Raw genomic sequence first — 17,618 nt, 5'->3', positions numbered from 1 at the left:
GAGGGACACCGAGCAAGGGCCGCCCCGCAGCGATGGTGTCGCCCCTAGCCGGGCGCCCCTAGCCGGGCACCCCTAGCCGGGCGCCCCCTTCCACCGAAGGATGAGAGGGGGGAGCCGGGGCCGGCCATCCGGTGAAGCGGCTCAGGCGGTGCTTATATATCCGCCGCAATCAGGCGTCGCATCAGGCCCGCGGTCGACGCATCCACGCCTTGCCAGTCGTCGCGCTCCTGGCGTGCAGCCAGATCCCGCGCCAGGCCCTTGCCCAGCTCCACACCCCACTGGTCGAAGCTGTTGATGCCCCACACGGCACCCGTGACGAACACCCGGTGCTCATACAGCGCAATCAGCGCCCCCAGCGATGCAGGATCGAGCTGCTGCAGCAGCAGAAAGCTGCTGGGACGGTTGCCCGGGCAGTATTTTTCGCTGCTCTCGTTCTTGCGCCCCACCATCAAGGCCTGGGCCTGGGCCACGGCGTTGACCAGCAGGCTGTGGTGGTGCGCGCCCAGGTACTTGCCGCCACCGCGCAGGGCGATGAATTCGACGGGAATCACGTCCTGGCCCTGGTGCAGCATCTGGAAGAACGCATGCTGGCCATTGGTACCCGGCTCCCCCCAGACGACGGCCGACGTGGCCACGCCCAGCGGACGTCCCTGGGTATCGACCTGCTTGCCGTTGCTTTCCATTTCCAGCTGCTGCAGATACGCCGTCAGGCGCCGCAGACCGTGGCTGTAAGGCGCGATGCAGCGGCTGCCAAAGCCTTGGAAGTTGCGATACCAGATATCCAGCAGGCCCATGCGCACCGGCAGATTGCGCGCAAGCGGCGCCGTGACGAAGTGCGCATCCATGGCATGCGCGCCCGCCAGCAGGGCGCGAAAATGCGTTGCGCCGACGGCAATCGCAATCGGCAGGCCGATGGCCGACCAGAGTGAATAACGCCCGCCCACCCAGTCCCAGAAGCCCAGGGTGCGGTGGATGCCGAACTGCGCCGCCGCCTGCACATTGGTGGTCAAGGCCACGAAATGATCGGCGATCGCACATTCGGCGGAATCGTCCTCCGAACCTCCGTTGGCCAGGAACCAGGTGCGCGCCGAATGGGCATTGAGCATGGTTTCGGCCGTGGTGAACGACTTGGACGCCACCAGGAACAACGTGCTGTGCGGGCGCACGCGCGACAGCACATGGCCCAGTTCATGCCCGTCCACATTCGAGACGAAATGAAAGCGCTTGCCCGAATCGCACCAGTCCTCGAGCGCGTTGACCACCACTTCCGGCCCCAGATGGGAGCCGCCGATGCCGATGTTGACCACGTCGGTGATATGGGGCATGGCCCGCACCTGCTCCGCCAGAGCCAGCATCGCGTCCAGGGTGTCATGCACCTCCTCCAGGGCTTCGCGCACCGGCGCCGCCATGGCCGTGACCAGCGCCTGCTCACGCAGCAGGCCGCCATCGCGCGGCATGCGCAGCAGCCAGTGCATGGCCGCGCGCCCTTCGGTGCTGTTGACCGGTGCGCCAGCGAACATGCGCTCGCGCTGCGCGGGCAGGCGGCATTCCTGCGCCAGTGCGATCAGCAGCTGCTCGGTGTGGGAGGTGATGCGGTTCTTGGACAGGTCGGCGAAGACATAGGGCGCCTGCTGGCTCAGCGCGGACAGGCGCTGCGGGTTGGCGGAAAAATCCTGAGCGATGTCAAACGCCGCCATGTCTTGCTGGTAGTGGCGCGCAAGCGCTTCCCAGGCTGCGGTTTCATTGCATTGCACGCTCATCCTAAGCTGCCACCTGTTGCATCAAAGTCTCCAGCTTGAAAGTGTCGGCGACAAAAGCACGTATGCCTTCGGCCAGTTTTTCCGTGCCCATGGCATCGGCATTGAGGGCGAAGCGAAAGCCGGCCTCGTCGTAGTGCAGCGCCGGCAAGTCCAGCGCTTTCGCGGCCTGGGGGTCGAGGGCGCGTGTCAGCGGCGCATCGCTGGCCGCGAGCTGGGCCAGCAGTTCCGGCGCAATCGTCAGCAAATCGCAGCCTGCCAGGGCTGTGATCTGCCCCAGATTGCGAAAACTCGCGCCCATCACTTCGGTGGCAATTCCGAAGTGCTTGTAATGCGCATAGATCGCCCGCACCGAGCGCACGCCCGGGTCGTTGGCACCGGCCATCGCGGCCTCATCCCAGGACGCACCCGCCTGCTTTTTGTACCAGTCGTAAATACGTCCGACAAACGGCGACACCAGTTGCACCTTGGCCTGGCCGCAGGCCACGGCCTGGCACAGCGAGAACATCAGGGTCAGGTTGGTGTGGATGCCGCGCTGCTCCAGACGGCGCGCCGCTTCAATGCCTTCCCAGGTGGCTGCAATCTTGATCAGCACTCGGTCAATGTGCACGCCTTCGGCCTGGTACAGCGCGATGAGGCGTTCCGCGCGGGTCACCGTGGCTTCGGTGTCGAAGGACAGCCGCGCGTCGACTTCGGTCGACACCCGGCCTGGCACCAGCGCCAGGATCTCGCAGCCGAAGCGCACCAGCAAACGGTCCATGACCTCGTCCAGCGGCCGTCCGCGGCGCTGGACCACGGTGGCCTGCAGCAGCGGTGCGTACTCCGGCATCTGCACGGCCTTGAGGATCAGCGAAGGGTTGGTCGTCGCGTCCTGCGGTAAATATTGTGCAATCTGGCGAAAATCACCGGTATCCGCCACCACCGTAGTGAACTGTCGAAGTGCGTCAAGCTGACTCATGCCAAATTCCATTCTTGTAGAGCCTCCATGGGTGGAGTGCGTTGTAGCGATCTTACAAGCCCGCAGCCAGCAGAGGCAGCACCGCCGCTGAGGATGGGGCAGACCGTGTCCCGGGCGGGCTCTACTTCCATCCAATGGAACTCGCCCACGCCAGCCCCCAGTGTATGCGCTGCCTTGCGCCGTTCCGCGCAACGGGCGGATCGCTCACCCTCAGGGAAGGCAAGCAGATGAAACTGCGGTTACATTGACGGTCGCGCTGAACGCGGCCACCCGCGGGCCCTGTCCGCCGACCTTCGGGGTCGCAGGCCCCGCAAGCTTCTTGCCTCCGTCCAGGATTTCCATGCTCGATCGCATCACTGCCTCCCTGCCCTCGCTGGCCCCGGCCGAACAACGCGTGGCGCGTCTCGTTCTGGCCGATCCCCGGGCCTTTGCCCAACTGCCCGTGCGCCTGCTCGCGGAGCGGGCCCATGTCAGCAAACCCACCGTGGTGCGCTTTTGCCGCAGCATGGGCTATGACGGCCTGTCCGACTTCAAGCTCAAGCTCGCCGGCCAGGGCACCGAAGGCGTGCCTTTCATCCACCGCAGCGTGGACAGCGATGACAAGACCGGCGATGTACTGGTCAAAGTCGTGGACAACGCCGTCGCGGCCTTTCTGCAATATCGCAATGCCGCCAGCACCCCGGCCCTGGAGCAGGCCGCCCAGGCCATCGTCAGCAGCTGGCAGCAAAACCGGCGCATCGAGTTCTACGGTGCGGGCAATTCCGGCATCGTCGCGCAGGATGCACAGCACAAATTCTTTCGCCTGGGCGTGACCAGCCTGGCCACCAGCGACGGCCACATGCAGGTGATGAGCGCCACCTTGCTCGGCCCCGGCGACTGCGCCATCATCATCTCCAACTCCGGCCGCACGCGCGATCTGATGGACGCCGCCGACATTGCGCGCCAGCGCGGCGCCACCACCATTGCCATCACGGCCAGCGGCTCGCCCCTGGCCAGCGCCTGCGAAATCCACCTCGCCGCCGACCATCCCGAAGGCTACGACCGCTACAGCCCCATGGTTTCGCGCCTGATGCATTTGCTGATCATCGACGTGCTCGCGACCTGCGTCGCGCTGCGCATTGGCGAGCCTTTGCAGCCGCTTCTGCAGCAGATGAAAGACAATCTGCGCGCCAAGCGCTATACCTGAGCCATGCCCATCCACGCCTTCCGCATCGAACCTCGGGCCATCTCCTACACGCCATTCAGCGGCACAGGAAATATTTGATCGACCTTCTCCGACATATATTCAAAATGAAATACCGGCCTTTTATAAAGCCAATAAAAAAGCCCCTTTCGGGGCTTTTTTATTGGGAAGCAGAGACCATCAGAAACGATGGCGCAGACCTGCGGTAATACCGGTGCGATCACGCGCGCCATTCGCACCCAGTGCGATATTGGCGCCACCCTTGACCTTGGTGTAGTCCACACCGAAATAGGCATCGGTACGCTTGGAGAAAGCATAATCCGCGACTGCCACGATGAAGTCGGCCTTGCCATTATCGGCCGCCACTGGGCTACCCTTTTGCTTGGCATGGAAGTAGTGCGCTCCGACATTCAACTGGGGCGTGAACTGATAGCCAAAGCCCACCTTGAACATATCACGCTTGGTCGCCGCGCCGCGCGTGAAGCCGCCATTGGTATCGCCGCCCCACATGCTCGCCAGCACTGCGGAATCCAGCGCCGTAGGTGTGCCCTTGAGCTTGTTCTGTCCATAGCCCAGGTTCACGTAGAGCGCATTCATGCGGTACGAACCACCCAAGGTAAAGGCGTCCACTTTCGCATTCTGGGGCAGGTTGTAATTCTGGTAAGCCGCACCTGCAGAGAAGCCATTGGCCGAGTAGCGCAGGTAGCCACCAGCAGTGCGTGCGCTGGCGCCCGTCGTCGTGTCTTTCTCATCGAATGAGTACTGCAGGGCACCGCGAACTGCACCGTACTCGGCGGTGTACTTGAGCATGTTGTTCGCACGCGCGCCCAGTGCCATGCCGATTTCCGGCTTGTAGGCTTCCATGTAAGGCGAATAGGGGAACGACGCATAAGTCGATGTCACCAGGTCGAACAGCACGTTGTACTGACGACCCATGGTCAGGCGTCCGTAGTTGCCTTGCAGGCCCAGCCACGATTGCTGGAAGTAATTGGCCGACGCCGTCGTGCCTGAATCGGTCAGGAAACGATTTTCCAGGTTGGCAATGGCCTTGAGGCCACCACCCAGATCTTCCGTCACATTAATGCCCCAACGGCTTTGCGACATACCGCCACCAATCATTTTGGTCAGCGACGAATTAGCCCCAACCCCCTCATTGTTGGTATGGCGAACAGCTGCATCGACAATGCCGTACAACTGTACGCTGCTGCTGGCCTGCTGCGCAAACAGCAAAGGAGAAGCGACTGCCATGGCAGCCAGTGCAAGGGTATTCTTCACAAACGAATTACGCATTATGCTGTCTCTCTTTATGAACAAAAAATGGGTTGGAATAGTCATTCTATGAACCCTCTTTTCTTGCGCATAGATGCGAGTGCAGCATCACAACACAGGTTTTCCCTAGCCGCAGGTTTACCCTAGCCGAAGGTTTACCCTGCTTTTTGGCGGTTTTCTCGCACAAAAAAAGCACAAAAAAAAGCCAGTCCGAAGACTGGCTTTTTTAGTTTCTAAGAGAAGCTGAGCGAACTCAGCCTGTCATTAGAACGAGTGGCGAATGCCGACTTGCACGCCGGTTTGCTTTTGGTTGGCAGCAGCGACGGTGTTGATACCCTTGGACTGCAGACCCAGAGCCGAGCCGTCCTTGTTCTTCAGGTAAGCCACGGTGCCGTAAACAGCAGTGCGCTTCGACAGGTTGTGCACGTAGCCCAGCGACAGCTGGTCAGCGTTGCCGTTGAAAGTCTTCTGGTCGTAGCGTGCGTATTGCAGCTTGACTTCGCCAGCGCCGCCCACGGGAGCCGACACGCCCAACATGTAGTTGTTGAACTTGGCTTCGCCGCCAGCGTTGGCAGAGTACTTCTGCTGCTGAACGATACCGTTCAGCTTGGCCACGCCGAAGTTGTACGAAGCGCCCAGGGTCGCTGCGTCACGGTCGCCGCCGACGAAGTCCAGACGGTCGTACGACACTGCCACGCTCAGAGGGCCGTTGTCATAAGACACGTTGCCGCCGATGTAACGGCCAGCCTTACCGGTCGCCTGCTCGTCGAAGCCGTAGCTGACAGCAGCCTTGACACCACCAAAGTTGGGGGTGAAGTAGCTGATCATGTTGTTCGAACGGATGCCGTTTTCGTCACCAGTAGCGACGACGCCACCCCAGTTGCGCCATGCGGAGAACTGGCCGATGCCGGTCTGGCTGAACAGGTCGTACGAGCTGGTCTTCGAGTAGCCGGTGGTCAGATCGCGACCCAGGCGCACTTCACCGAAGTTGCCTTCCAGGCCCACGGTCGAACGACGCTTGAAGTTCAGGCCATCAGGATTGCCGCCGTCAGCGAAAACTTCGCCTTCGAGCCAGAAACCAGCCTTCAGGCCACCGCCCAGATCTTCCGTACCACGGAAGCCGATGCGGCTGGTTTGGTTGCCGCTAGTGCCGACGCCGTACTTGTTGCCGTTAGCAGCAGTAGCGTTGTCCACGTAACCGACGCCAGCATCGATGATACCGAACAGGGAAACAGACGATTGGGCCATGGCGGCGCCGGAAGCAGCCAGCACGGCCAAGGCAATCAGGGATTTTTTCATTGCGAATTACTCCAAGGTTTAACAGAGGGCGTCGGTGCGTTGGGGGTAGTAGCAGGGTCAGACCCTGGGTCTCCGCCGCGATTTCCCGCGCCAACCTCCTGGTGGGGAAGCTTCCCGTATTCGAACAGACGGCTGGCCGATGCGCAAAGAAATTCACCCACAAGCGGCCGGAATCCAGGAATTCGTTGCATCATTGCAACACCTCCTCCCGGAGCGGTACCATCGTGCGCAAGTGCCTGAACCGGCCCTGATCGCGACGCCCCCGCCCTGGATGGGTCCATTTTTGTCGCCTTGCAGCAGCTTTTTTATCTCTATGGACAAGATTTTGACGGCAGCCGATGCGGCGCTGCGCACCCTGTTTGCCCGCCCGGCGGCGTCCCAGCCCTCGCCCGCGCAAGCCATTCCAGAAGCCGATCTGAGCAACGACCAGCAGCGCCTGGCCGGCGCCTTGATGCGCGTCAACCATGTCGGCGAAGTCTGCGCCCAGGCCTTGTACAACGCCCAGGCCATGGTCACGCGGGACGCGCAGTTGCGCATCCACCTGCTCGAAGCAGCCCGCGAGGAAACCGACCACCTGGCCTGGTCCCGCGAGCGCCTCGACGCCCTGGGCCAGCGCCCCAGCCTGCTCAACCCGCTGTGGTTTGCCGGCGCATTCGCCATCGGCCTGGTCGCGGCCAAGATCAGCGACCGCATGAGCCTGGGCTTTGTGGTGGAAACGGAAAACCAGGTGTCGGCCCACCTGGGCAGCCACCTGGAGCGTCTGCCCCAGGAAGACCAGGCCTCGCTCGCCGTGGTGCAGCGCATGAAGGACGACGAGGAGCGGCACGCGGCCGAAGCGCTGGAAGCCGGCGCCCTGCCCCTGCCCGCCCCCGTCCAGAACCTGATGCGCGCCGCAGCCAAGGTCATGACGACCACGGCGCACTACGTATAAGAGCACCCCCTGAACCGCTTCGCGGCTTCCTCAAGCTTCGATAATTTCAAACCCGGTGGTGATCTCGGCGGTCTTGCCCAGCATGATGCTGGCCGAGCAGTATTTTTCGTGGCTCATGGCGATGGCCCGCTCCACGGCGGTGGCTGGCACGCCCTTGCCGGTCACGGTGAAATGCATGTGGATCTTGGTGAAGACCTTGGGCTCGGTCTCGGCGCGCTCCGAGCTGAGCTTGACGCTGCAGCCGCGCACGTCGTGGCGGCCGCGCTTGAGGATCAGCACCACGTCATAGGCAGTGCAGCCGCCGGTACCGGCCAGCAGCGCTTCCATGGGCCGCGGCGCAAAGTTGCGTCCGCCGTTGGCCGGGGTTTTTTCATCGGGTGCGCCATCCATGGCCAGGATGTGGCCGCTGCCCGTTTCCGCCACAAACCCCATGCCCGACTGGGTGCCGCTGGCACCGGTCCAGCTGACTGTGCATTCCATGCTGTTTCCTTTGCTTATATGTAGTGAAATGGCATCGCCATTCCGGTAAACCCTGATTTTGCTGCAACGCAGCAACTTTTGCGCTACAATTGCCCCAAGCGTTGCCTGATTGCATTGTATTTTTCAGGCGGACAGCAAGATCAAACATCTTGCATCGCACCATTTGTCTCCTCCACCTCCTCTAATGGTGGATTCAGCCCTAGGCCTCACGGTCTGGGGCTTTTTTTTGGCCAAGCCGCTTCACAGCAAAAAACCTGGAGCTCGCGCGCTGCCGCACAGGCCCAAGCCGGGTAAACGCCTATGATGGCAGCCCAGCCTCCCGGCGGGCATGCAGCCCGCATGGCATGCATTTTTGCCCGACCATGACCAAACACCTCACTCCCGCCGACTATCTCACCAAGATCCTGAACGCGCGCGTCTACGACGTGGCCGTGGAGTCGGATCTGCAGCCCGCCAAGAACCTCAGCCGCCGCCTGCACAACAAAGTGCTGTTCAAGCGCGAAGACCAGCAGCCGGTGTTCAGCTTCAAGCTGCGTGGCGCCTATAACAAGATGGCCCACCTCACGGCCGAGCAGTTGCAGCGCGGCGTGATTTGCGCTTCGGCCGGCAACCACGCCCAGGGCGTGGCCATGAGCGCGCGCAAGCTCGGCTGCCGTGCGGTGATCGTGATGCCAACCACCACTCCCCAGCTCAAGGTCGATGCCGTGCAGGCGCTGGGCGGTGAAGTCGTGCTGGCCGGTGAAAGCTATTCCGATGCCTATCAGCACTCGCTGCTGCTGCAACAGGAGCAGGGCCTGACCTTTGTGCACCCGTTCGACGATCCCGACGTGATCGCCGGCCAGGGCACGATCGCCATGGAAATGCTGAGCCAGCTGCAAAAGCTGGGCAACCAGCGGCTGGACGCGGTGTTTGTCGCCATCGGCGGGGGCGGCCTGATTTCGGGCGTGGCCAACTACATCAAGGCCGTTCGGCCCGACATCAAGGTGATTGGCGTGCAGACCCGCGACTCGGACGCCATGGCGCGCTCGGTGCAGGCCGGCAAGCGCGTGGAGTTGACCGATGTCGGGCTGTTCTCCGACGGCACGGCGGTGAAGCTGGTCGGCGAAGAGACTTTCCGCATTGCCCGCAACCTGGTCGATGAGTATGTGGTGGTCGACACCGATGCCGTCTGCGCCGCCATCAAGGATGTGTTCGTCGACACGCGCGCCATCGTCGAGCCTTCGGGCGCGCTGGCCGTGGCCGCCATCAAACAATACGTGGCCAAGCACAAGACCAAGGGCGAGACCTACGCTGCCATCCTGTGCGGCGCCAACATGAATTTCGACCGCCTGCGCTTTGTGGCCGAACGCGCCGAAGTGGGCGAGGAGCGTGAAGCCCTGTTCGCGGTGTCCATCCCCGAAGCGCGCGGCAGCTTCCGGCACTTTTGCGAAGTCGTGGGCAAGCTGCCCGGCGGCCAACGCAATGTGACCGAGTTCAACTACCGCATCAGCCACCACCAGCGCGCCCATGTGTTTGTCGGCCTGACCACGGCGGCCAAGGGCGAGTCGGAAAAGATTGCCAAGAATTTCCAGAAGAACGGCTTCGAAGCGCTGGACCTGACCTTCGACGAAATGGCCAAGGAGCACTTGCGCCACATGGTCGGCGGGCATTCGCCGCTGGCCCAGGAAGAGCGGCTGCTGCGCTTTGTCTTCCCCGAGCGCCCCGGCGCGCTGTTCAAGTTTCTCAGCATGATGGCTCCGACCTGGAACATCTCGCTGTTCCACTACCGCAACCAGGGCGCCGACTACGGCCGCATCCTGGTGGGCATGCAGGTGCCGCCCGAGGACGCGGCCGCATTCGACACTTTCCTGGCCTCGGTGGGCTACCCCTGGGTCGAGGAAACCAATAACCCGGCCTACCGCCTGTTCCTGCAGTAAGCGCCGCGGCTGCACATCCATGCAAGCCTTGCGCCACTTCCTGCTGGCCCTGCAATTCTTCACCCGCATTCCGGTGACCGGACGGCTGGCGGCCTGGGTCGGCTACAGCCCGACCATGCTGCGCGCCAGCGCCGCGCATTTCCCCGGCATAGGCTGGATCGCGGGCGCGGTCGGGGCCGGCGTCTACGGCACCATCCATCTCGCGCTCGCGCCCAGCCCGTTCGCGCCGGCCGCGGCTGCCGTGCTCAGTTGCGTGGCCACGGTCTGCATGACGGGCGGCCTGCATGAAGACGGCCTGGCCGATGTGGCCGACGGCCTGGGCGGCAGCGCCGAGTCGGCGCGCGCGCTGGCCATCATGAAGGATTCGCACCTGGGCGCTTATGGCGCCATGGCGCTGGTGCTGGCCTTGCTGGCCAAGACCAGCCTGCTGGCCGTGCTGGGCAGCCACAGCCTGGGCGCCGCCGTGGCGGCGCTGGCGTTGGCGCAGGTGGTGTCGCGTTTTTGGCCGCTGTGCCTGATCCGCATCCTCCCGCATGTAGGCGACGCGGCACGCTCCAAAAGCAAACCCCTGGCCGAACAGATCAGCGCCAGCGCCCTGTGCGTGGCGGGCCTGTGGTGCCTGCCGCCGCTGGCACTCTACGCCTGGGCCCAGTCGCCACGGGTGCTGGGCCTGGCCCTGCTGGGCAGCGCACTGGCCGCAATGTGGATGGCGCGCTGGTTTGCACGGCGCCTGCACGGCTTTACCGGCGACTGCCTGGGCGCGACCCAGCAGGTCAGCGAAATTGCGTTTTATCTGGGCGCGGCCGTGATGCTCCTGCGCAACGCGGTCTGATGGCCTCCCCGCGCCTGTGGCTGGTGCGGCATGCGGCGCCCCTGGTCGCACCCGGCATCTGCTACGGCCGGCTCGACCTGCGCGCCGACGACCAGGCCACGCAGCAGGCGGCGCAGGCCCTGGCCCGGGCGCTGCCGCCGCGGGTGCGCCTGTTCAGTTCTCCGCTGCAGCGCTGCACGCAGCTGGCCCAGGCCTTGCGCGTGCTGCGACCCGAGCTGCACTGCGAGGAAGACGCGCGCTTGCAGGAAATGGATTTTGGCCAATGGGAAGGCCGGCCCTGGAACGATCTGCCCCGCGCCGAACTCGACGCCTGGGCCCAGGACCTGAACGGCTATGCACCCGGCGGCGGCGAGCCGCTGGCCGCCATGCTGGCGCGCGTGCAGGCCGCCCTCGAAGACACGCGCCAGCGCGCCAGCGCGCAAGACACGGTATGGATCAGCCATGCGGGCGTGGCGCGCTGCGTGCACTGGCTGCAACAGCAAGCTGGACAGGCCCCGACATCCGCGCAATGGACGCAGGCCGCACCCGCACCCGGCGAGTGGCTTACTTTTTTGCCATAAGCCGCCCCGTTCCGCTTGGGGGTAGGGCAGCCACGCTACAGCGAGGCTGGCTGTAGGGCTTATTTCTTTAAGGGCAATTCCAGGGTCACGGTAGCGTTGCCCTCACGCGACGGTCCGAGCTTTGCCTGCTGAACCCCGACCGACTGCAGCACCAAGCCCTCGTCGACCTGCGAACCGACCGCAAAGGCCTTGGCCGCCTGGCCGTTGACGGTGATCACGGCCGCGCCCCGGCCGCTGTCGCGACCCGCCAGCAGGCCTTGCAGCGCATAGCGACTGGGAGCGGCAGGGGCGGCCGCGACCGACTGCGCCGGGCCCACGCCCAATGCCCTGGCCAGCGCCTGGGGATCGACGGACACGGTTCCGGGGTCGGCCACGGCGACCATGGCGGTATCCGCGGGTGCGACAACGCGCAGCCCCCAGAACACCAGGCTGGCTCCCGCCAGACCCCAGAGAATGAAGGTGCCACCACGCACACGCCAACGTTGAAGTGAATTTGTCACCATGGCCCATTATCATGGAGACATATGACTGTTCTGCCACTGAACCCCAATCAAGCTCCGCGTTCCTCGTCCTGGCGTGCATTGCGCCGTGCCGTGCAGCGCGGTTTCACCCTGATCGAACTGATGGTGGTGCTGGTCATCATCGGCGTGCTGGGCGCACTCATCGTGCCCAATCTGCTGGACCGTGCCGACGATGCACGCCACACGGCCGCGCGCACCGACATCACCAACCTCATGCAGGCGCTCAAGCTCTACCGCCTGGACAACCAGCGCTACCCCACGGCCGAGCAGGGACTGCAAGCCCTGGTCGCGCGCCCCAGCAGCGGCCCCCAGCCCAACAACTGGAAGCCCTATGTGGAAAAGCTGCCCAATGACCCCTGGGGCCATCCCTACCAGTACCTGAACCCTGGCATCAAGGGCGAAGTGGACGTGATGTCGCTGGGCGCCGATGGACAGCCCGGCGGCGAAGGCAAGAACGCCGACATTGGCAGCTGGCAGTGAAGTCGCCGGCCCGGGCAGGTGCGCAGACTGCTGCGCCTGACTGCCAGGGCCGCCACAGCCCCGACTTTGGCTTTGACACTCTCCCCTCATGACGCGCGCACGCGGTTTTTCCCTGCTGGAGTTGCTGGTGGTGATCAGCATCATGGCGCTGGCCACGGCCGGCGTGGGCATGGCCTTGCGTGACAGCGGCCAAAGCCGGCTGGAGCGCGAAGGCCAGAGGCTGTCGGCCCTGCTCGAAGCAGGTCGTGCCCAGGCCCGCGCCAGCGGCACCCTGGTGCGCTGGCAGGCTCAAGGGTCGGGCTTTCGTTTTGAAGGCCTGCCCGCTGGCAACAGCTTGCCCACCCAGTGGCTGGATGCGGGCACCCGGGTCGTTCAAGGCAACGTGCTCGTTCTCGGCCCCGAGCCTTTGCTGCCGCCGCAGCGCACCGTTCTGACCCATGTCGACACGCCCGAATTGCGCCTGTCCGTGGCCACCGACGGCCTGCGCCCGTTTGCACCCGAAAGCCGCCAGTGAGGTCGCCATTGCCGCGCCGGGGCTTGCGCGCCCGAGGCTTCACCCTGATTGAAGTGCTGGTGGCACTGGGCATCGTGGCCATCGCCTTGCTTGCCGGCGCGCAGGCCACGTCGGCGCTGACGCGCAACGCCCAGCGCCAGTCCGACATGCTGCTCGGCCAGCTGTGCGCCGAAAACGAGCTGGTGCGCATGCGCCTGTCGCGGCAAATGCCGCCCGTGGGCGACACCACGCTGCGCTGCGAACAAGCGGGGCAGGCGTTCAACGTGACCCTGGTCGTGCGCCCCACGCCCAACCCCAGTTTCCGCCGCGCCGACGTCAAGGTCAGCGACGGCCGCTATCCGGTGCTGAGCATCACTTCCATCATAGGAAGATATTGAGATGAAGCACCCCCTGAGAGGCTTCGCCTCTTCCCCCTCTCATCCTTCGGTGGAGGGGGACGACACCATCGCTGCGGGGCGCCCCTTGCTCGGTGTCCCCTTGCAGGGCCACGCCAGTTTCATAGGCCATGGGACGACGCAAGCGTCTTGGGTGCCTGAAATGCCCCCGCGCGCGCGCCGTTCTTATTCCCGGGCCCGCGGCTTCACCCTCGTTGAACTGCTGGTAGCGCTGGTCGCTATGGCGCTGATGGCCTTGATGGGTTGGCGCGGCCTGGACAGCATGCTGCGCTCGCAGCAATACACCCAGGCCCACACCGATGCCCATGCCGTGCTGCAGACCGCGCTGGCCCAGTGGAATGCCGACCTCGAAGGCCTGATGGCCCTGGACAACACCCAGACCATTGTCTGGGACGGGCAGGTCTTGCGCATGACCCGCCGCTTTGCCGCCGCCCCCTCGGAAGGGGCGCTGGTCGTCGCCTGGACCCGTCGCACCAGCCAGGGCCAGGACCAGTGGCTGCGCTGGCAGTCGCTGCCCGTGCGCACGCGAAGCGAATGGAGCGATGCCTGGAACCAGGCCGCGCAATGGGCGCGCAACCCCAGCGACGACCAGCGCCGGCGTGAAACAGCCTTGTTTCCACTGCAGGGCTGGAAGATATATTTTTACCGCGACGGCGCCTGGAGCCATCCGCAGTCCAGCGATTCCTCCGGTGAAGCCGCCAGCCCCCCGGCGACCGGCGCGGCCCCCGCCACCCCGCCATCCGACATTCCCGAAGGCGTGCGGCTGGAGCTGGATCTCGCGCCCGGTGCCGGCCTCGCGGGCCGCCTCACGCGCGATTGGGTCAACCCCCTGCGCCCGAACAACCGCACATGAAGCAGCCTGCTCGCGCCCACACTGCCCGCCGCCTGGCGCCGCCCGGCCTGGCACGGCTGCGCGCGCGCGGCGCCGCACTGCTCGCCGCCATGCTCACCGTGACCCTGGTGGCCACTTTTGCGGCAACGGCGCTGTGGCAGCAATGGCGCTCCGTGGAAGTGGAAACCGCCGAGCGCGCACGCGCCCAGGCGGCCTGGATACTGCTGGGCGCGCTCGACTGGTCGCGCGTGGTGCTGCGCGAGGATGCGCGCTCGGGCGGACCCGACCACCTGGCCGAGCCCTGGGCCGTGCCATTGCAGGAAGCCCGCCTGTCGAGCTTTCTCGCGGCCGAAGGCAATGTGAGCCAGGTCGACGACGCTTCCAGCGAAACCGCCAACGCTTTCCTGTCAGGCGAAATCATCGACCTGCAATCCCGGATGAACCTGCGCAATCTGCTGGACCGGGAAGACGCCAACCTCCCGTTCGAGCGCCTGTTCGAGCGCCTGGGCCTGCCGTCGGGCACGCTGCAGCAGATCGCGATGGGCCTGCGCCAGGCCCAGGCGGCCGGCAGCAACGAACAAAGCACGGCCCCGCTGATGCCGCGCACGCTGGTCCAGCTGGGATGGCTGGGCATTGCGCCGCAAGTCATTGCCCGGCTCGAGCCCCATGTGACACTGCTGCCCATGCGCACACCGATCAATGTCAACACCGCCAGCGCCGAAGTGATCTGGGCCAGCGTCGACGGCCTGGACTGGGCCAAGGCCAGCCAGTTCGTCCAGTCCCGTGAAGCCAGCCCGCTGCGCAACACGGCCGATGCACTGACGCGCATGGGCGTTGCGTCCGACACGCCGAGCAACAATCTCGCGGTCTCATCATCTTTCTTCGAAATTCGCGGGCGTTTGCGGCTCGGAGACGCACTGGTCAGCGAGCGCTCCCTGGTACAGCGCAAGAACATGGATGTCGTCACGCTGTGGCGCGAACGCGGCAGCTGGACCTCCCCCAGCCTCCCCCTGCCAGGCCAGTCACCTGCTCCCTAATATGGCCCGCCCTTCCCGCCTATGAGCCTTCTGATACTTCAACTGCCACTGACATCTTCCGGTCCCGACGGCGAGTATGTCTACGCGCTCAGCCCCGACGGCCAGGCCGTCACCCGCCATGCGGCGGCCAATGTCACCGATCTGCCCGAAGCCGGGCGGGCCGGCGAAATCGTTGCCGTCGTGCCGCCACAGGCCCTGTCCTGGCACCGCATCACTTTGCCCGCGGGCATTGCCGTCGGCACGCGCAATGCCACCGGCAGGCTGCGCTCGGTGGTCGAAGGCCTGCTCGAAGAACACCTGCTGGACGAGCCTGAACTGCTGCACTTTGCGCTGCAGCCAGGCGCGCGTGCCGGCCAGAGCGTCTGGGTCGCGGTCTGCGACCGGGCCTGGCTGCGCGGCCATCTGCAAGCCCTGGAAGCCGCGGGGCGCAGCGCGGACCGCATTGCGGTCCAGATGACGCCAGCCGCCGAAGACGAGGCCCCGCGCCTGTGGGCCGTGGGCACACCCGAATCGGCCTGGCTGCTGGCCAGCGGCTGCTCCGCGGACCAGGGCGTGGCCTGGGCCCCGCTGTCCAGCGACGGCCTGGCCCTGCTGGGCGCGCCCGACGCTCTGCTGGTGGATGCCGCGCCCGCGGTCGCCGGCCTGGCCGAGCAGCGCCTGCAGCGCCCGGTGCGCCTGGCGGGCACGGCCGAGCGCCTGCTCGACGCCAGCCGCACCTCCTGGGATCTGGCCCAGTTCGACCTGGCCCTGGGCGGGCGCAGCCATGCGCTGCGGCGCCTGGCCAGCGCCAGCCTGGCCTTTGTACGCGCACCGCAGTGGCGTGCCGCGCGCTGGGCGCTGGGCGTGCTGGTCGTGGCCCAGCTCGTCGGCCTCAACGCCTGGGCCTGGAAAGAACGCCAGGCACTGGCCGCCAAGCAGATCGCGGTACGCGCCAGCCTGCTGCAGACCTTTCCCAAGGTGCAGCTGGTGGTCGACGCGCCCGTGCAAATGGAACGCGAAGTGGCGCAATTGCGCCAGCGCACCGGCAGCCTGTCGGCCCATGCGCTGGAGCCCCTGCTGGCCGCCGCCGGTCAGGCGCTGCCCGCGGGTCTGCGCCCCCAGGCCATCGAATACAGTGACCAGGAGCTGCGCTTGCGCGGACTGACGCTGGACGCCGCGGCCCAGGAACATGTGCGGACACAACTGGCCGCGCAAGGCTATGCCGCACGCTTTGACGGACAAAGCCTGCTGCTGCGAGTGAAGGAACAACCATGAATGCTGCCACCTCCCCCGGCCGCTTTGCCCACTTGAAAGCCTGGCGCACACAGTGGAACGGACTCGCCGCGCGCGAGCGCCAGGCCCTGCTGCTGGCCGCTGCCACCCTGGGCGCAGGCCTGCTGTGGTGGGTGCTGCTGGCGCCGGCCTTGCAGACCCTGCGCCAGGCCCCGGCCCAGCATGCGGCCCTGGACCAGCAACTGCTGCGCATGCAGCGCCTGCAAGCCGAAGCCCAGCGCCTGCTGGCGGACATGCCGCCGCCCCTGCCCGGCGCACAGGACGGACTGGCGACGCCGGCCGATGTGCCCACCCGCCTGAAAGAGTCTGTGCAGCAGTTGGGCAGCGGAGCCCAGCTCACGCTGCAAGGTGAACGCGCCATGCTCACGCTCAAAGGCGTGCCGGCCGACGCCCTGGCAGCATGGCTGAGCCAGGTGCGGCAGAACCTGAAAGTCAACACGCTGGAAATGAAGCTCACGGCCAGCGCCCCATCGGCCAAGCCGGCGCCGGCCGGCGACCCGCGGTGGGATGGCAGCCTGGTGCTGGGCCTGCCGCAACCAGGACCCGCACCATGAAAGCCTTGAGTCGCCCCGCGCGCAGCACCGCTGCCGGCTCGGCCCGACCCGGCACCGCCCGATCCCCGCGCGCCTGGGCCCTGGCCGGCGCGCTGGCCGGCGGCCTGTTGACGCTGGTGCTGGCCGCGCCCGCCCATTGGCTGGCCGCGGGCCTGGAGCGCGCCAGCCAGGGCCAGCTGCAATTGCGCGAGCCGCGCGGCACGGTCTGGACCGGCTCCGCGCGCCTGGTGCTCACGGGCGGCGCCGGCAGCCGCGACCAGCTGGCCCTGCCTTCGCGCGTGCAGTGGCAACTGCGCCCCGCCTGGCTGGGTGCGCGCATCCAGCTGTCGGCCGCATGCTGCACGCCGCAACCGCTGCAGGCCCGCTTGCGCCTGCGCTGGCAAGGCCTGGAAGCACAATTCCAGGACCAGCAAAGCCAGTGGCCCGCGGACCTGCTCACCGGCCTGGGCACGCCATGGAACACGGCGCAAATCCAGGGCCAGCTGCTGCTGCGTACCCAGGGGCTGCGCCTGCAATGGCTGGCCGGCCGCGGACGCAGCGAAGGCCAGCTCCAGCTCGACGCGCTGGGCGTGTCCTCGCGGCTGTCCACCTTGCGCCCCATGGGCAGCTACCGGCTGGTCATAGACGGCGGGGATTCCCCCACGGTGACGCTCAGCACGCTCGAAGGCCATTTACAGCTCAGCGGCTCCGGCCAATGGGTAGGCCAGCGTCTGCGGTTTCGCGGCGAGGCCACGGCCACGCCCGAACGTGAAGCAGCCCTGGCCAACTTTCTCAACATCATCGGGCGACGCAGCGGCGCGCGCTCCCTCATTTCCCTGGGCTGAATTC

General features: G+C 65.7%; 19 protein-coding genes. 13 read left to right on the top strand and 6 right to left on the bottom strand.

What is annotated here, in order from left to right; translation table 11 throughout:
- Window positions 1-152 precede the first annotated feature (152 nt).
- On the bottom strand, window positions 153-1,760 hold the full coding sequence (pgi, locus tag N0K08_RS21705; protein ID WP_261502506.1) for a glucose-6-phosphate isomerase: 1,608 nt from the start codon (window positions 1,758-1,760) through the stop codon (window positions 153-155).
- Window position 1,761: 1 nt separating this feature from the next.
- On the bottom strand, window positions 1,762-2,715 hold the full coding sequence (gene tal / locus N0K08_RS21700; RefSeq protein ID WP_261502505.1) for a transaldolase: 954 nt from the start codon (window positions 2,713-2,715) through the stop codon (window positions 1,762-1,764).
- A gap of 340 nt (window positions 2,716-3,055) precedes the next feature.
- On the opposite strand from tal, the gene N0K08_RS21695 reads away from it, so the two are divergent.
- Window positions 3,056-3,901 (top strand): MurR/RpiR family transcriptional regulator, encoded by an 846-nt coding sequence (locus N0K08_RS21695; protein WP_261502503.1) that lies wholly within the window; start codon window positions 3,056-3,058, stop codon window positions 3,899-3,901.
- Between the two features lie 177 nt (window positions 3,902-4,078).
- On the opposite strand, the gene N0K08_RS21690 is transcribed toward N0K08_RS21695, so the two are convergent.
- Window positions 4,079-5,188 carry a porin gene (locus N0K08_RS21690; RefSeq protein WP_261502502.1) on the bottom strand — a complete coding sequence of 370 codons (1,110 nt, stop codon included), beginning with the start codon at window positions 5,186-5,188 and terminating at the stop codon, window positions 4,079-4,081.
- A 243-nt stretch (window positions 5,189-5,431) separates the two neighbouring features.
- The gene (locus N0K08_RS21685; RefSeq protein ID WP_261502501.1) at window positions 5,432-6,466 is read right to left on the bottom strand and encodes a porin; all 1,035 of its coding nucleotides are present in this window, start codon (window positions 6,464-6,466) and stop codon (window positions 5,432-5,434) included.
- 313 nt (window positions 6,467-6,779) lie between these two features.
- On the opposite strand from N0K08_RS21685, the gene coq7 reads away from it, so the two are divergent.
- On the top strand, window positions 6,780-7,397 hold the full coding sequence (gene coq7, locus N0K08_RS21680; protein ID WP_261502500.1) for a 2-polyprenyl-3-methyl-6-methoxy-1,4-benzoquinone monooxygenase: 618 nt from the start codon (window positions 6,780-6,782) through the stop codon (window positions 7,395-7,397).
- Between the two features lie 30 nt (window positions 7,398-7,427).
- On the opposite strand, the gene N0K08_RS21675 is transcribed toward coq7, so the two are convergent.
- Complete coding sequence (locus tag N0K08_RS21675; protein ID WP_261502499.1) at window positions 7,428-7,877, bottom strand: OsmC family protein; 450 nt, start codon at window positions 7,875-7,877, stop codon at window positions 7,428-7,430.
- Between the two features lie 362 nt (window positions 7,878-8,239).
- Here N0K08_RS21675 and ilvA point away from each other — a divergent pair, with 362 nt between their 5' ends.
- The 3 genes from ilvA to N0K08_RS21660 are packed head-to-tail and all read left to right on the top strand — an operon-like array spanning window position 8,240 to window position 11,185.
- Window positions 8,240-9,793, top strand: a complete 1,554-nt coding sequence (gene ilvA / locus N0K08_RS21670; protein WP_261502498.1) for a threonine ammonia-lyase, biosynthetic — start codon at window positions 8,240-8,242, stop codon at window positions 9,791-9,793.
- A 19-nt stretch (window positions 9,794-9,812) separates the two neighbouring features.
- Window positions 9,813-10,625 (top strand): adenosylcobinamide-GDP ribazoletransferase, encoded by an 813-nt coding sequence (gene cobS, locus N0K08_RS21665; protein ID WP_261502497.1) that lies wholly within the window; start codon window positions 9,813-9,815, stop codon window positions 10,623-10,625.
- Window positions 10,625-11,185, top strand: a complete 561-nt coding sequence (locus N0K08_RS21660) for a histidine phosphatase family protein (RefSeq protein WP_261502496.1) — start codon at window positions 10,625-10,627, stop codon at window positions 11,183-11,185. The genes cobS and N0K08_RS21660 overlap by 1 nt, the downstream gene beginning before the upstream one ends.
- 59 nt (window positions 11,186-11,244) lie before the next feature.
- Here N0K08_RS21660 and N0K08_RS21655 read toward each other — a convergent pair whose 3' ends face one another.
- Window positions 11,245-11,688, bottom strand: a complete 444-nt coding sequence (locus tag N0K08_RS21655) for a type II secretion system protein N (RefSeq protein WP_261502495.1) — start codon at window positions 11,686-11,688, stop codon at window positions 11,245-11,247.
- A 21-nt stretch (window positions 11,689-11,709) separates the two neighbouring features.
- Here N0K08_RS21655 and gspG point away from each other — a divergent pair, with 21 nt between their 5' ends.
- The 8 genes from gspG (at window position 11,710) to gspN (ending at window position 17,614) form a co-directional block, all read left to right on the top strand.
- Window positions 11,710-12,186 carry a type II secretion system major pseudopilin GspG gene (gspG, locus tag N0K08_RS21650; protein ID WP_261502494.1) on the top strand — a complete coding sequence of 159 codons (477 nt, stop codon included), beginning with the start codon at window positions 11,710-11,712 and terminating at the stop codon, window positions 12,184-12,186.
- Between the two features lie 88 nt (window positions 12,187-12,274).
- Window positions 12,275-12,700 carry a prepilin-type N-terminal cleavage/methylation domain-containing protein gene (locus tag N0K08_RS21645; RefSeq protein WP_261502493.1) on the top strand — a complete coding sequence of 142 codons (426 nt, stop codon included), beginning with the start codon at window positions 12,275-12,277 and terminating at the stop codon, window positions 12,698-12,700.
- 23 nt (window positions 12,701-12,723) lie between these two features.
- Window positions 12,724-13,077, top strand: a complete 354-nt coding sequence (gene gspI / locus N0K08_RS21640) for a type II secretion system minor pseudopilin GspI (protein WP_261502492.1) — start codon at window positions 12,724-12,726, stop codon at window positions 13,075-13,077.
- A gap of 160 nt (window positions 13,078-13,237) precedes the next feature.
- On the top strand, window positions 13,238-13,948 hold the full coding sequence (locus tag N0K08_RS21635; protein ID WP_261502714.1) for a prepilin-type N-terminal cleavage/methylation domain-containing protein: 711 nt from the start codon (window positions 13,238-13,240) through the stop codon (window positions 13,946-13,948).
- Complete coding sequence (gene gspK, locus N0K08_RS21630; protein ID WP_261502491.1) at window positions 13,945-14,964, top strand: type II secretion system minor pseudopilin GspK; 1,020 nt, start codon at window positions 13,945-13,947, stop codon at window positions 14,962-14,964. Before N0K08_RS21635 ends, gspK begins: the two co-directional genes overlap by 4 nt.
- A gap of 21 nt (window positions 14,965-14,985) precedes the next feature.
- Window positions 14,986-16,218 carry a type II secretion system protein GspL gene (gene gspL, locus N0K08_RS21625; protein ID WP_261502490.1) on the top strand — a complete coding sequence of 411 codons (1,233 nt, stop codon included), beginning with the start codon at window positions 14,986-14,988 and terminating at the stop codon, window positions 16,216-16,218.
- Complete coding sequence (locus N0K08_RS21620; protein ID WP_261502489.1) at window positions 16,215-16,790, top strand: type II secretion system protein M; 576 nt, start codon at window positions 16,215-16,217, stop codon at window positions 16,788-16,790. The genes gspL and N0K08_RS21620 overlap by 4 nt, the downstream gene beginning before the upstream one ends.
- On the top strand, window positions 16,787-17,614 hold the full coding sequence (gene gspN, locus N0K08_RS21615) for a type II secretion system protein N (protein ID WP_261502488.1): 828 nt from the start codon (window positions 16,787-16,789) through the stop codon (window positions 17,612-17,614). The genes N0K08_RS21620 and gspN overlap by 4 nt, the downstream gene beginning before the upstream one ends.
- Window positions 17,615-17,618: the final 4 nt, after the last annotated feature.

This window comes from Acidovorax bellezanensis (assembly GCF_025421555.1).
Taxonomy (GTDB): Bacteria; Pseudomonadota; Gammaproteobacteria; order Burkholderiales; family Burkholderiaceae_C; genus Comamonas; species Comamonas bellezanensis.
The sequence above is the reverse complement of the archived record's forward strand: the minus strand, read 5'-3'. Positions and strand labels throughout refer to the sequence as shown.

Coding starts and splice junctions, on each gene's coding strand:
- pgi (WP_261502506.1), bottom strand. CDS start 1,760: ATGAGCGTGCAATGCAATGAAACCGCAGCCTGGGAAGCGCTTGCGCGC.
- tal (WP_261502505.1), bottom strand. CDS start 2,715: ATGAGTCAGCTTGACGCACTTCGACAGTTCACTACGGTGGTGGCGGAT.
- N0K08_RS21695 (WP_261502503.1), top strand. CDS start 3,056: ATGCTCGATCGCATCACTGCCTCCCTGCCCTCGCTGGCCCCGGCCGAA.
- N0K08_RS21690 (WP_261502502.1), bottom strand. CDS start 5,188: ATGCGTAATTCGTTTGTGAAGAATACCCTTGCACTGGCTGCCATGGCA.
- N0K08_RS21685 (WP_261502501.1), bottom strand. CDS start 6,466: ATGAAAAAATCCCTGATTGCCTTGGCCGTGCTGGCTGCTTCCGGCGCC.
- coq7 (WP_261502500.1), top strand. CDS start 6,780: ATGGACAAGATTTTGACGGCAGCCGATGCGGCGCTGCGCACCCTGTTT.
- N0K08_RS21675 (WP_261502499.1), bottom strand. CDS start 7,877: ATGGAATGCACAGTCAGCTGGACCGGTGCCAGCGGCACCCAGTCGGGC.
- ilvA (WP_261502498.1), top strand. CDS start 8,240: ATGACCAAACACCTCACTCCCGCCGACTATCTCACCAAGATCCTGAAC.
- cobS (WP_261502497.1), top strand. CDS start 9,813: ATGCAAGCCTTGCGCCACTTCCTGCTGGCCCTGCAATTCTTCACCCGC.
- N0K08_RS21660 (WP_261502496.1), top strand. CDS start 10,625: ATGGCCTCCCCGCGCCTGTGGCTGGTGCGGCATGCGGCGCCCCTGGTC.
- N0K08_RS21655 (WP_261502495.1), bottom strand. CDS start 11,688: ATGGTGACAAATTCACTTCAACGTTGGCGTGTGCGTGGTGGCACCTTC.
- gspG (WP_261502494.1), top strand. CDS start 11,710: ATGACTGTTCTGCCACTGAACCCCAATCAAGCTCCGCGTTCCTCGTCC.
- N0K08_RS21645 (WP_261502493.1), top strand. CDS start 12,275: ATGACGCGCGCACGCGGTTTTTCCCTGCTGGAGTTGCTGGTGGTGATC.
- N0K08_RS21635 (WP_261502714.1), top strand. CDS start 13,238: ATGCCCCCGCGCGCGCGCCGTTCTTATTCCCGGGCCCGCGGCTTCACC.
- gspK (WP_261502491.1), top strand. CDS start 13,945: ATGAAGCAGCCTGCTCGCGCCCACACTGCCCGCCGCCTGGCGCCGCCC.
- gspL (WP_261502490.1), top strand. CDS start 14,986: ATGAGCCTTCTGATACTTCAACTGCCACTGACATCTTCCGGTCCCGAC.
- N0K08_RS21620 (WP_261502489.1), top strand. CDS start 16,215: ATGAATGCTGCCACCTCCCCCGGCCGCTTTGCCCACTTGAAAGCCTGG.
- gspN (WP_261502488.1), top strand. CDS start 16,787: ATGAAAGCCTTGAGTCGCCCCGCGCGCAGCACCGCTGCCGGCTCGGCC.